General features: G+C 67.1%; 8 protein-coding genes and 1 pseudogene. 3 read left to right on the forward strand and 6 right to left on the reverse strand.

What is annotated here, in order from left to right:
• Positions 1–712 precede the first annotated feature (712 nt).
• Positions 713–3,082 (forward strand): S9 family peptidase, encoded by a 2,370-nt coding sequence (locus MC375_RS03285; RefSeq protein WP_242101853.1) that lies wholly within the window; start codon positions 713–715, stop codon positions 3,080–3,082.
• Positions 3,083–3,199: 117 nt separating this feature from the next.
• Positions 3,200–4,117: an oxygen-dependent coproporphyrinogen oxidase gene (gene hemF / locus MC375_RS03290; protein ID WP_242101854.1), complete on the forward strand. Its 918-nt coding sequence runs from the start codon at positions 3,200–3,202 to the stop codon at positions 4,115–4,117.
• Positions 4,118–4,393: 276 nt separating this feature from the next.
• On the opposite strand, the gene MC375_RS03295 is transcribed toward hemF, so the two are convergent.
• The 5 genes and pseudogenes from MC375_RS03295 to coxB form a co-directional block, all read right to left on the reverse strand.
• Complete coding sequence (locus MC375_RS03295; RefSeq protein ID WP_242101856.1) at positions 4,394–5,278, reverse strand: cytochrome c oxidase subunit 3; 885 nt, start codon at positions 5,276–5,278, stop codon at positions 4,394–4,396.
• A 19-nt stretch (positions 5,279–5,297) separates the two neighbouring features.
• Positions 5,298–5,906, reverse strand: a complete 609-nt coding sequence (locus MC375_RS03300) for a cytochrome c oxidase assembly protein (protein WP_242101857.1) — start codon at positions 5,904–5,906, stop codon at positions 5,298–5,300.
• Complete coding sequence (locus MC375_RS03305; RefSeq protein WP_242101859.1) at positions 5,903–6,046, reverse strand: hypothetical protein; 144 nt, start codon at positions 6,044–6,046, stop codon at positions 5,903–5,905. Before MC375_RS03305 ends, MC375_RS03300 begins: the two co-directional genes overlap by 4 nt.
• 65 nt (positions 6,047–6,111) lie before the next feature.
• A pseudogene (gene ctaD / locus MC375_RS03310) lies at positions 6,112–7,734 on the reverse strand (cytochrome c oxidase subunit I); the annotation flags it as partial.
• 39 nt (positions 7,735–7,773) lie between these two features.
• A complete protein-coding gene (gene coxB / locus MC375_RS03315; protein WP_242101860.1) occupies positions 7,774–8,730 on the reverse strand; it encodes a cytochrome c oxidase subunit II in 957 nt (318 codons plus the stop codon).
• Between the two features lie 259 nt (positions 8,731–8,989).
• Here coxB and putA point away from each other — a divergent pair, with 259 nt between their 5' ends.
• A complete protein-coding gene (gene putA / locus MC375_RS03320) occupies positions 8,990–12,184 on the forward strand; it encodes a bifunctional proline dehydrogenase/L-glutamate gamma-semialdehyde dehydrogenase PutA (RefSeq protein WP_242102941.1) in 3,195 nt (1,064 codons plus the stop codon).
• A gap of 105 nt (positions 12,185–12,289) precedes the next feature.
• Here putA and MC375_RS03325 read toward each other — a convergent pair whose 3' ends face one another.
• A complete protein-coding gene (locus tag MC375_RS03325; RefSeq protein WP_242101862.1) occupies positions 12,290–13,642 on the reverse strand; it encodes an outer membrane protein transport protein in 1,353 nt (450 codons plus the stop codon).
• Positions 13,643–13,793 lie beyond the last annotated feature (151 nt).

A 13,793-nucleotide genomic window follows, 5' to 3' on the forward strand; every position in this document is an offset into this window, starting at 1 on the left:
GATCTTCCGACTCGTCACTCCCGCGCAGGCGGGGGGATCTATGGACGTTGCTGCTGGGTTGCTTAGGGTCCGGGGTAATGTCTTTAGGAGCAGAGCTTTCGCCTGCGGCGAGTTACTTTTCTTTGCTGGTGCAAAGAAAAGTAACCAAAAGAAAGCACCTTCCTCGACAAGTCGCTCAAGGCGTGCGGGTGGCGAAGGAATTTTCGGACTCGGCCTCCTGCCTCGATCCGAAAACGGCGGCCATCCATGGCCGCCGCCCCTCCGGGGTTTCCGGGTGCTGGTAGCTGCTGCGGGACTGCGAAAGTCAAAGGCGCCGGCAAGCCCGGTTTCCAGACGACCTGCTGCCGACGGCCCGATCTCCGTCTTTGATCTTCTCGACACTGCACATGCAATCCGCATCCGGACACCCGGAGGGCGGCCGGCATGGATGCCGGCCGTTTTCGGATCGAGCCATGGATGGCGAGTCCGAAAATGGCGACAGCACCGCATCTCCCCTGAGCGGTGTTGACTTCACGAGTAGGTGCTTTCTTTGGTTACTTTCTTTGCACCAGCAAAGAAAGTAACTCGCCTTCAGGCGAAAGCTCTGCTTCGATAGCCGCGACCAAGGGAGAAGGGTTCCTCCGCACATCGAGAGAGTAACCCCATGTCCTTCGGCATTAGCGCCAACCCACGCCCCTGCTAACCTGCGCCGGTTTCCACACACCTCCATCCGATGCGCTCATTTCTCCTGCTCGCCGCCCTGCTGCTGGCCGGCCACGTTTTCGCCCAACCCGCCCAGCCGCTGACACTGGAGCGGATCATGGCCGACCCGGACTGGATCGGACCCGCGGTCGAAGATGTGTGGTGGCGCTGGGACGGAAAGGCAGCGCAATACACCGCCAAGCGCGATGGGGCGACGATTCGCGATACCTTCCAGGTCGCGATCGACGGCGGCACCCCGGTCAGGATGGACGGCAGCGCGCGAGCTGACCTGGACGCACCCGGCGCCGTCTACGATCCGCAGGGCGCCCGCAGCGCGTTCATCCGCAATGGCGACGTGTTCGTTCGCAGTCTGCGCAACGGCGCGCTCACCCAGCTCACCCGCAGCAATGACGATGAAGCCCTGCCGCAGTGGAGCAGCGACGGCGCCCTGGTCTGGCGCGTCGGCAACACCTGGTACCGCTGGGACGGCCGCGGCGTCACCCAGGCGGCGACGATCAGGGCCGAAGACGACCCGGCGCAGTCGCCCAAGGCCGACGACCTGCGCGATCGCCAGCTGCGCCTGATCGACACCCTGAAGAACGATCGCGCGCGCCGCGACGCCGCGAGGGTGCAGGGCGAGGCCTGGCGTCGTGCCGACGCCACCCGCGCGGCGCCGCCGGTCTACCTGGGCAAGGACGTTGAGATCGCCGACAGCGCGCTGTCGCCGGACGGCCGCTGGCTGCTGGTGGTCACCAGCGTCAAGGGCGCCGACGCCGGCACCGCCGGCAAGATGCCCAAGTACGTGACCGAATCCGGCTACGAGGAGTTCGAGGAAGTCCGGGTCAGGGTCGGCCGCAATGCACCCCTGCCGCATCGGCTGTGGCTGGTGGACGTGGCCAACGCCAAGACAAGCGAACTGAAGTTCGATCCGTTGCCCGGCATCACCGTCGATCCGCTGGCCGCCTTGCGCAAGGCGGCCGGCAAGCAGCCGCTCAAGGGCAACCGCGACGTGCGCATCGAGACCGACAACGGCGGCGGCGGCCAGTCGATCCGCTGGAGCGCGGATTCGCGCAATGTCGCGGTGCTGGTCCGCGCGGTCGACAACAAGGACCGCTGGATCGCGACGGTCGACATGGCCGCTTCGGCGCTGCGACCGCGCCACCACCTGCACGACGACGCCTGGATCAACTGGGGCTTCAACGAATTCGGCTGGCTTCGCGACGGCCGCACGTTGTGGCTGCTGTCGGAAGAGAGCGGCTACTCGCAGCTGTACACGCTCGATGCCGAACGCGGCAAGGCGCAGGCGCTGACCTCGGGCAAGTGGGAGGTTTCGCAACCGGCCCTGTCGGTCGATGGTCGCCGGCTCTATTTCCTGTGCAACCGCCGCTGGCCCGGGCACTACGAGGTGTGCGCGGCCAAGGCCAACGGCGATGGGGACGTGGCGGAAGTCACCAACACCGATGGCATCGAGAACTTCGTGCTGTCGCCCGACGGCCGCTCGCTGCTGCTGCGCAAGTCGGCCGCGTACGTACCGGCGCAGCTTGCGGTGACCGAGATCGGCGACGGCGCGGTGCACACGCTCACCGACACGCGCAAGCCGGACTATGCCGCGCTCGAGTGGCTGCAGCCGGAGATCGTGCAGGTGCCCTCGCGCCACGGCGCCGGCACTCTGTGGGGCAAGTACTACGGCCCCAGGACGCCCGAACCCGGCCGCAAATATCCGATCGTGATGTTCGTGCACGGCGCCGGCTACCTGCAGAACGTCAGCGACCGCTATCCCAACTATTTCCGCGAGCAGATGTTCCACAACCTGCTGGTGCAGCAGGGTTACATCGTCCTGGACCTGGATTACCGCGCCAGCGAGGGCTACGGCCGCGACTGGCGCACCGCGATCTACCGGCACATGGGCAAGCCCGAGCTGGAGGACTATCTCGACGGGCTGGACTGGCTCGTCGCCAACAGGCAGGGCGACCGCGATCGCGCCGGCATCTACGGCGGAAGCTACGGCGGCTTCATGACCTTCGTCGCCCTGTTCCAGAAGCCCGGCGTGTTCAAGGCGGGCGCCGCGCTGCGCCCGGTCAGCGACTGGTCGCAGTACAACCACGAGTACACCAGCAACATCCTCAACACGCCCGAGCTCGATCCGGAAGCCTACCGGCGATCCTCGCCGATCGAGTACGCCGACGGCCTGCGGGACCACCTGCTGATCGCGCACGGCATGATCGACGACAACGTCTTTTTCAAGGACTCGGTCATGCTCACCCAGAAGCTGATCGAGCTGCGCAAGGACAAATGGACGATCGCCCCGTATCCGCTGGAACGGCATGCGTTCTCGCATGCCGATGCGTGGTACGACGAGTACCGGCGGATCTACGAACTATTCGAGCAGACCTTGAAGTAGTGCGGGTCTCGACCCGCCGCTGGTTACACGCGCCGCATCCCGGATCGATCCGGCGCCCCCGCGGGCGGCCGAACCCCGCCTTCAGACGCAACGCGCCCGGACCCTACAATGCAGGACATGCCTCGCCTCCCCGGGATAGAAACCGTCCGCGATCATCTGACTGGCCTGCAGGACCGCATCTGCGCGTCGCTGGAGCAGGCCGACGGCAACGCGCGCTTCGCCGAAGACATCTGGACACGCGATGAGGGTGGCGGCGGACGCACGCGCATCCTGCGCGACGGCGCCGTGTTCGAACAGGCCGGCATCGGCTTCTCGGACGTCTCCGGAGACAAGCTGCCGCCGTCGGCCAGCGCTGCACGGCCGGAGTTGGCCGGCGCCTCGTGGCGCGCGGTCGGCGTGTCGCTGGTCCTGCATCCGCGCAACCCGTACCTGCCGACCACGCACATGAACGTGCGCCACTTCCGCGCCCAGCGCGATGGCGAAACGGTCGCGTGGTGGTTCGGCGGCGGCTTCGACCTGACCCCGTTCTATCCGTTCGACGAGGACGTGCTGCACTGGCACCGCGTGGCACGCGACCTGTGCGTACCGTTCGGCGCCGACCGTTATGCCGCACACAAACGCTGGTGCGACGATTACTTCTTCCTCAGGCACCGTGGCGAAACCCGCGGCGTCGGCGGCCTGTTCTTCGACGACCTACATGGCGATTTCGAACGCGATTTCGCCTACCTGCGCGCGGTCGGCGACGGATTCCTGGATGCCTATCTGCCGATCGTCGAACGCCGCAAGGACACGCCCTATGGTGATCGCGAGCGCCAGTTCCAGCTGTACCGGCGCGGACGCTACGTGGAGTTCAACCTGGTCTGGGACCGCGGCACCCTGTTCGGCCTGCAGAGCGGCGGGCGTAGCGAATCGATCCTGATGAGCCTGCCACCACTGGTGCGCTGGGAATACGGCTACGCGCCCGATGCCGGCAGCGCCGAGGCGCGACTACACGACTATTTGCGTCCGCGCGACTGGCTGACCGAATTGGCCTGATCGCCTTTGTGCAGGAGCGCCGCTTCGGCGCTACCGCTCCGCGACCATCGCCCCGCTGCGACTGCCCATGGGCCGCCGCAGCGGCCTAGGACACGCACGCGGTACAGGCTTTCCGATTCCCCAGTCGCGCCGAAGCGGCGCTCCTACAGAGGCAACGCCGCTAATCGGAGGTAAGCCCCCTTAGTAAGCGGGCGCGGCGAAGCCGCGGGGTTTGGATGACCTGGCGTGGGGCCCGAAGTTTGCGAAGCAAACTTTGGGGTTGTAGCGGCGCCGCCGCTACAACACGTACACGAACAGGAACAGCCCCAGCCAGACCACGTCCACGAAGTGCCAGTACCAGGCGACCGCTTCGAACGCGAAATGATCGTCCTTGTTGAAGTGACCCTTCAGGCAGCGCAGCCAGATGATCGCCAGCATGATCGTGCCCAGGGTCACGTGCGCGCCGTGGAAACCGGTGAGCATGAAGAACGTGGAGCCGTAGATCCCCGAGCCCAGGGTCAGGTTGAGCTCGGTGTAGGCGTGGATGTATTCCTCGGCCTGGAAGAACAGGAACAGCGCCCCGAGCAGCACGGTCAGGCCCAGGAACACCAGCAGCTGCGCCCTGCGGCCGGCCTTGAGCGCATGGTGGGCGATGGTGACGGTCACGCCCGAGCTCAGCAGGATCAGGGTGTTGAGCAGCGGCAGGCCCCAGGCCGGGATCGTCTGGTAGCTGCCGCCGATCGTGCCCGGCCCGTTGCTGGGCCACGCGGCCGAGAAGCCCGACCACAGCAGGTTGTTGGTCATCACCCCGTCGCCCTCGCCGCCCAGCCACGGCATCGCGAACTGGCGGGCGTAGAACAGCGCGCCGAAGAACGCGGCGAAGAACATCACCTCGGAGAAGATGAACCACACCATCCCCATCCGGAACGAAGTGTCGACCTGCTTGTTGTAGTAGCCGCGCAGCGATTCGGTGATCACGTCGGCGAACCACTTGAACAGGATCAGCGCCAGGAACACCAGCCCGCCGAAGAACATCGGCTTGCCTACGCTCGATTCGTTGAGCCAGCTGGCGAAGCCGAACATGGTGATGAACAGCGCCACCGAGGCGATGACCGGCCAGCGGCTGCCGTGCGGCACGTAGTACACGTTGGCGTCGTGATGTTCGGCGTGGGCCTGGGCCATGGTCTGGTCTCGCTCTCGATCAGGGTGCGGCGCGCGAGGCGTCGCCGGAGGTTGCCTGGGAAATCGCGCCGGCCGCGTTCAGTTCCGCGGTCAGCGCATCGTTCTTGTAGAAGGTGTACGACAGGGTGACGGTCTTGACGTCGTCCGGCAGCGCGGGATCGACGATGAAGCGGACCGGCATGTCGCGCGCTTCGCCCGCGGCCAGGGTCTGCGCTGTGAAGCAGAAGCACTCGGTCTTGTTGAAGTAGCCAGACGCGCGCGCCGGCGCAACGGACGGCACCGCGCTGCCGACGATCGCGCGATCGCTCTGGTTGCGGGCGAAGTAGCTGGTTTCGTACTGCTCGCCGACCCGCACCTGCATGGTCTGCACGTTGGGATGGAAACCCCACGGCAGTTTGGAATTCACGCCGCCGTCGAATTGCACGGTGACCAGGCGCCCTGGCTTTGCGGTCGCGCTGGCCAGCGCCTGCGCATCCGCCGGGCCGCGCTCCAGGCGCACGCCGAACACCTTCTCGCAGGCGATCCGGTACAGCGGCACCAGGGCGAAGGTGAAGGCGAACGCGGCCACAGCCACCGCGACCATCTTGACGATGCCGCGTGCGTTCGCGTTGTGCGCCGGCGCGCTCATGCGCCGGATCCGAACACGCCGGACAGGATGAAGGCCAGGTACACCGCCACGGCGATGCCTGCGACGATCCACGCCGTGCGCGCCACGGCGCGGCGGCGGGCGGCGACGCTGGGATCGTTGCTGGCGCCGGTCTTGTGCATCAGGACTCGCGGCGGTTGCTGTGCGCGGCCGTGTCGGCGCCGGTGGTGGCGTTGTCGTAGTCCAGGTGCGCGAAGTCGCCGTGCGCCAGGTCGCCGTCGCGAATCACCGGCGGTGTGGTGAAGGTGTGGTGCGGGGCCGGCGAGGGCACGGTCCATTCCAGCCCGCGCGCACCTTCCCAGGAGCGCGCCTCGGCCTTGTCGCCCTTCTTGAGCGAATGCCACAGGACGAACGCCATCATGAACGGGGTCAGGAACATGCCGAACGCGCCGATCGAGCTGATCAGGTTCCAGTCTGCGAAGACCACGTTGTAGTCGGGAATGCGCCGCGGCATGCCGGCCAGGCCCAGGAAGTGCTGCGGGAAGAACAGCAGGTTGACGAACACCACGCTCCACCAGAAATGGAACTTGGCCATGCCCTGGCTGTACATGCGCCCGGTCCACTTCGGCCACCAGTAATAGACGGCGGCGATGATCGAGAACAGCGCGCCGGTCACCAGCACGTAGTGGAAATGCGCGACCACGAAATAGGTGTCGTGGTACTGGAAGTCGGCGGGCACGATCGCCAGCATCAGGCCGGAGAAGCCGCCGATGGTGAACAGGATCACGAACGCGATCGCCCACAGCATCGGCGCCTCGAACGTCATCGAGCCGCGCCACATGGTGCTGACCCAGTTGAACACCTTCACCCCGGTCGGCACCGCGATCAGCATGGTCGCGAACATGAAGTAGATCTCTCCGCCCAGCGGCATGCCCACCGTGAACATGTGGTGCGCCCACACGATGAAGCTCAGGAACGCGATCGAGGCGGTCGCGTACACCATCGCCTGGTAGCCGAACAGCGGCTTGCGGGCGAAGGTCGGGATGATCTCGCTGGCCACGCCGAAGGCGGGCAGGATCATGATGTAGACCTCGGGATGGCCGAAGAACCAGAAGATGTGCTGGAACATCACCGGGTCGCCGCCGCCGGCCGCGCTGAAGAAGCTGGTGGCGAAGAACTTGTCGGTGAGCAGCATGGTCACCGCGCCGGCCAGCACCGGCATCACCGCGATCAGCAGGAACGCGGTGATCAGCCAGGTCCAGCAGAAGATCGGCATCTTCAGCAGGTCCACGCCCGGCGCGCGCATGTTGAGGATGGTGGCGATGACGTTGATCGCGCCCATGATCGAGCTGATGCCCATCATGTGGATGGCGAAGATCGCGAACGCCACGTTGCTGCCACCCTGCAGCGACAGCGGCGGATACAGGGTCCAGCCGCCGGCCGGCGCACCGCCCGGCAGGAACAGGGTCAGCAGCAGCATGGTGAACGCGAACGGCAGGATCCAGAACGACCAGTTGTTCATGCGCGGCAGCGCCATGTCCGGCGCGCCGATCTGCAGCGGGACCATCCAGTTGGCCAGGCCGACGAACGCCGGCATCACCCCGCCGAAGATCATGACCAGGGCATGCACCGTGGTCATCTGGTTGAAGAACATCGGATCGACGAACTGCAGCCCCGGCTGCATCAGCTCGGCGCGGATGATCACGCTCATCCCGGCGCCGACGATGAACATGATGAAGCTGAAGATCAGGTACAGCGTGCCGATGTCCTTGTGGTTCGTCGAAAAGAACCAGCGCTCGACGAAGCTCTGCTTGTGGCCGTGCGCATCGGTCGAATGGGGATCGGCGACGGCTTCGTAATGGGTGGACATGGGCCTACCTCGGGGAATGCGGGTCTTGGACGACGGCGATCAGCCGGCGCTTGCGGGAGCGGGAGCGGCGGCATCCGCGGTGGCGGCCGGCGCCGCCTCGGCCGGTGCCGCCTCTTCGGGGGCGGCCGGAGCTGGTGTCGCGGGCGCGGGGGCCGGAGTGGGCGCGGGCGGCGCCAGCTTCGCCTTCTCCGCCGCAAGCCAGCGGTCGAACTCGGCCTGCGGCAGTGCGCGGACCACGATCGGCATGAAGCCGTGGTCCTTGCCGCACAGTTCGGCGCACTGGCCGCGGTACAGGCCGGGCTGTTCGATGTTCGCCCAGGCCTCGTTGACGATGCCGGGGATCGCGTCCTGCTTCCAGCCCAGCGCCGGTACCCACCAGGCGTGGATCACGTCGTCGGCGGTGATCACGAAGCGCACCTTGGTGCCGACCGGCAGCACCAGCGGATTGTCGACGTCGAGCAGGTAATGCGGATGATCGGCGGCGGTGACGGTGCCGCCGCCCTGGCGCAGCTGGTCGCTCTTGCGGTCCAGGCGGCTGGTGAAGGACACGCCCTCTCCCAGGTACTCGTATTTCCACATCCACTGGTAGCCGGTAACCTTGACCGTCATCCCGGCATTCCGGGTGTCGTACATGTTGATCAGGTTCTTGGTCGCCGGCCAGGCCAGGCCGATCAGGATCAGCACCGGCACCACGGTCCAGATGATCTCGGCGGTGGTGTTGTGGCTGAACTGCGCAGCGACCGCACCCTTGGACTTGCGGAACTTGAACATCGAGTAGGCCATGGCGCCGAACACGATCACGCCGATCACCACGCAGATCCACAGCACGATCATGTGCGAGTCGTAGGCGATCCGGGACGTGTGGGTCACGCCCTTGCCCATGTTCAGCTGCCAGCGCTGCGGATCGGCGGCCTGCGCCAGCGCCAGCCCCGGCAGGGCGCACAGCGCCGCGGCCAACACCGCCAAACCCCTTCGCACGGAACGTGCCTGCATCATTAGCCTGAACCCCAATGTCATCGGTCGCGGCCGGCGGCGGCCGGCTGCATGGCGGTGGTGTGATCGCTCATGTGAGCGCTCGGATAAGAGCACGGGTCGCGAACCCGCTACATCGGGGCGCGAAAACCGGTAAATGGTAGCCGCCGGCGCGCTTTTCCGGCAAGCCGCGCGCCGATGCCCGCGCCGCGGCGCCCGGCGAAAAACCCGGCCGACGGCTAGAATCCGCGGCTCCAACACCGCCAGAGCCTGCGTGAGCGCAATCCTTTCGACCGAGCTGCCGGTCCCGCCCGATCCGCTGCGCGCCGCCATTACCGCCGCCTGGGCCCGCGATGAAGCCGGTCATGTCCGTGAACTGCTCGAGGTGGCGCGCCAGCCGGCGCCCGGCTGGAGCCAGGCCGATCGGGCCGCGATCCAGTCCACGGCTGCCGACCTGGTGCGGCGCGTCCGCGCGCGCGCGCAGGACCAGGGGGCGATCGAGGCCTTCATGCGCCAGTACGACCTTGGCAGCGAGGAAGGCGTGCTGCTGATGTGCGTCGCCGAGGCGCTGCTGCGGATCCCGGATCAGGACACCGCTGACCGGCTGATCCGCGACAAGCTGGGCGAGGCCGACTGGAAGCGCCACCTGGGCCAGTCCGATTCGGTCCTGGTCAACGCCTCCACCTGGGGCCTGATGCTGACCGGGCATCTGGTCGACCTGGCCGACGACACCAAGCGCGACGTGCACAACGCCTTCAAGCGGCTGGTGGGGCGCGTGGGCGAGCCGGTGATCCGGCTGGCGGTGCGCCAGGCGATGCGGATCATGGGCCACCAGTTCGTGATGGGCCGGACCATCGACGAGGCACTGGCACGCAGCCGGAAAGGCAGCAACGCCGCCTACCGCTATTCCTTCGACATGCTCGGCGAAGGCGCGTTGACCGACAAGGACGCGCTGCGCTATCTGGAGGCCTACCGCCTGGCGATCCACGCCATCGGCCGGCATTCCGGCGCGCCCGCGGACGTGTTCGCGGCGCCCAGCATCTCGGTCAAGCTCTCGGCCCTGCATCCGCGCTACGAACACGCCAAGCGCGCGCGGGTGCTGGCCGAACTCGGCCCGCGCGTGCTGGAGCTGGCGCAGCTGGCCAGGCGCTACGGCATCGGGCTGACCATCGATGCCGAAGAAAGCGATCGCCTGGAGCTGTCGCTGGACCTGATCTTCGCGACGCTGGCCGATGTCTCGCTGGCCGGCTGGGACGGCTTCGGCATCGTCGTGCAGGCCTACCAGAAGCGCGCGCCGTTCGTGATCGACTACATCGCCGACCAGGCGCGCCGGCTGCAGCGGCGCATCCCGGTCCGGCTGGTGAAGGGTGCGTACTGGGATTCGGAGGTCAAGCGCGCGCAGGTCGAGGGCCAGGAAGGCTATCCCGTGTTCACCCGCAAGCCGAACACCGATGTCTCCTACCAGGCCTGCGCGGTCCGGCTGCTGCGCGCGACGGATGCGATCTATCCGATGTTCGCCACCCACAACGCGCAGACCATCTCCGCCATCCACCGCATGGCCCAGGCATTGCTCGGCGGTGCGCGCGATGGCAATGATTTCCGTTACGAGTTCCAGAAGCTGCACGGCATGGGCGACGACCTTTATGCCGAGGTGATCCCGGCCGAACGGCTGGACGTGCCCTGCCGGGTCTATGCGCCCGTCGGCTCGCACGAAGACCTGCTGCCCTACCTGGTGCGCAGGCTGCTGGAAAACGGAGCCAACTCCAGCTTCGTCAATCGCATCACCGACGAGGACGTGTCGATCGACGACCTGGTGCGCGATCCGGTCGAAACCGTATCTGCGTTCGAATCGATTCCACATCCGCGCATTCCGCTGCCGGTCGCGCTGTACCGCAGCCAGGGCTTCGAGAGAGACAATTCCATGGGCATCAACCTCGCCAACGACGACCAGCTGCGCGCGCTCGCCGAACAGGTCGGCGCCGCGACCACCGGGGACTGGCACGCAGCGCCGCTGGTACCGGGCGCGAATCCGTCCGGCGCGACGCTCACCGTGACCAATCCCGCCGACCGCCGTCAGACCGTGGGCCAATGGCTGCCCGCGGACGCACAGACGGTGGAACAGGCGCTGCAGAACGCGGTCCGCGCGCAGCCGGCCTGGGACCGCACCCCGGTGGCATCGCGCGCCGCGATCCTGGAACACGCCGCGCAACTGATGGAAGCGCGCATGCCGCAGTTCATCGCGATGTGCACGAAGGAGGCCGGCAAGACCATCGCCGACGGCGTGGCCGAAGTGCGCGAAGCCGTCGATTTCCTGCGCTATTACGCGGCCGAGGCGCGGCGGCAGTTCAGCGTCGAGGCCCTGCCCGGACCGACCGGCGAATCCAATACCCTGCAGCTTGCAGGTCGCGGCGTGTTCGTCTGCATCAGTCCATGGAATTTCCCGCTGGCGATCTTCACCGGGCAGATCGCCGCGGCGCTGGCCGCCGGCAACAGCGTGATCGCCAAGCCCGCCGAGCAGACCAACCTGATCGGCCATGCGGCGGTCAAGCTGCTGCACGAGGCCGGCATCCCGGTGGACGTGCTGCAGTTCCTGCCCGGCGACGGCGCCACCGTCGGCGCCGCTCTGACCCGCGACCCGCGCGTGGCCGGCGTCGCCTTCACCGGCTCCACCGACACTGCGCGTGCGATCAACCGCGCCCTGGCCGCGCGTGATGCCGCGATCGGGGTGCTGATCGCCGAAACCGGCGGCCAGAACGCGCTGATCGCCGATTCTTCGGCCCTGCCCGAGCAGCTGGTCAAGGATGCGTTGGCCTCGGCCTTCACCTCCGCCGGGCAGCGTTGCTCGGCCGCGCGCGTGCTGTTCGTGCAGGCCGACATCGCCGACAAGGTGATCGGCATGCTGGCGGGCGCCATGGCGGAATTGTCCGTGGGCGATCCGGCCCTGCTCTCCACCGACGTGGGCCCGGTGATCGACGACGACGCCAGATGCCTGCTCGACGAGCATGCCGGCAGGATGCAGGGAACGGCGAAGCTGATCGCCGAGGCGCCGCTGGGCGCAGACACCGGGCACGGTACCTACTTCGCGCCGCGCGCCTGGGAGCTGTCATCGCTCTCGCAGCTGACCCGCGAGAACTTCGGGCCGGCCCTGCACGTGATCCGCTGGAAGGCCGACGAACTCGACCAGGTCATCGACGCGATCAACGCCACCGGCTACGGCCTGACCCTGGGCGTGCATTCGCGCATCGACGAGACCATCGATCGGATTGTCGTCCGCGCCAACGTCGGCAACATCTACGTCAACCGCAACCAGATCGGCGCGGTGGTCGGGGTGCAGCCCTTCGGCGGCCAGAACCTGTCGGGCACCGGTCCCAAGGCCGGCGGTCCGCATTACCTGCCGCGCTTCGCTACCGAGAAGACCGTGACCATCAACACCACCGCCGCGGGCGGCAACGCCAGCCTGCTGACGCTGGGCGACTGAGGCTCCAGGCGCGCGGCCGGCGATACGGCTGCAACCAAAGCAACCGTCCCGCAAGAAAAAAGCCCCGCCGGAGCGGGGCTTTCTTGCTTCAACGGGCGTCTGGGATCAGAACCGGTACTGCGCCGACACACCGAACAGATTGGCCGAACCTTCCGCATCGCCGACCAGGCGCGAGCCGCTGGACGACACGATGTCCAGTTCCGGATCGTCCACCACGATGCGGGTGTAGGCCGCGCTGACCTCGAGCGCCTCGCTCGCGGCCCAGGTCAGACCGAACGAGTACCAGTTGCGGTTGTTGTCGGGCAGGCGCGGGGTGCGCGTCGCGTCGCTCACGGGGGTCTCGTCATAAGCAACGCCCGCGCGCAGGGTGAACGCGTCGTTGAGCTTGTACTCGGCACCGAGCGACATGAAGATCGTGTCCTGCCAGCGGTAGGCTTCCGACGAGGTCGGCTGCGCGCTGTCGTAGTCGATGTCGATCGACTGCAGCGAGCTCCAGCCAGTCTTGGACACGTCGGCCATCAGCGCGAACGATTCGGTCGCCTGCCACACACCGCTCAGGGTGGTGATGCTCGGGGTGGTCAGCGGCGCGGTGACGCCAGTGTCGACGAAGTTGCCCGGACGCACGACGCCCAGCACGGCAGCGACATTGGCCGGCACGGTGAAGTCGACGTCGCCGCGCAGCTCGTGATCGATCTCCGAGCGGTGCGACAGACCGACCGCTAGGTTGTCGGTCGGACGCCAGTGCAGGCCGACCGTCCAGCCGAAGCCGTTGTCGTCGCCTTCGACCTTGGCGAAGCCGTCGTTGCGCTGCGGGAAGAACGGCGAGGTGGGCGCGAAGCACGCGGCCGGATTCGGCGCGCACAGTGCGCTGCCGAAATCGACCGCATTCGACAGGGTGACTTCGGCGCGCTCGTAGATCATGCCGACGCCGAACGAGAACCGATCGGTGATGTCGAACGAAGCGGCCAGGGTGAGGTCGATGATGCGCACGTCGGACTCGACGGCGTGGTAGCGGCCGATCCAGTCGGCGTCGTACTCGGTCTTCAGGCCGAACGGCGCGCTGATCGCCGCACCGACGGTAACGCCGCTATCGCCCAGCGGGAAGATCGCCGACATCGCGGGCACGCCGGACAGGTCGCCGGCGTCGCCGCCGTCGCCGCCGGTCATCGGCCGGCCGAAGGCATCGGTGCCGGTGGCATCGATCGTGTACGACAGGTCGATGGCGTGGAGGTCGGCCTGCACCGCGTTCTGCTCGAACGTGCTCATCGCGGCGGGGTTGTTGATCACCACCGAGGCGTCGCCCGAGGCGGCACCGGACCCGGCGTATGCGCGGCCGGTGGCCTTGACGCTGTTTTCCTTGAGCTGGAAGCCCGACGCCTGGGCCTGGCCAAACGCCAGCGCGCCGGCGATGCCGAGCGCGAGGGCGGAAACGTGGATCACTCGGGACGCGAAGTGCATTGCAGATGTCTCCATGTGGACGTTGTGGTTCCGGTCGCCCGGGCGGCGGTCATCAGACCTGCTTCGCCAGGATGCAGCGCGTGCCGGAAGCCCCTCCCCCGACGTACGTCGCCGTATGTGATTGTAACGCTGGTTTACCAAAAGATAACAA

It is taken from the genome of Lysobacter sp. M2-1 (assembly GCF_022662495.1).
Lineage (GTDB): Bacteria > Pseudomonadota > Gammaproteobacteria > Xanthomonadales > Xanthomonadaceae > JAKPBU01.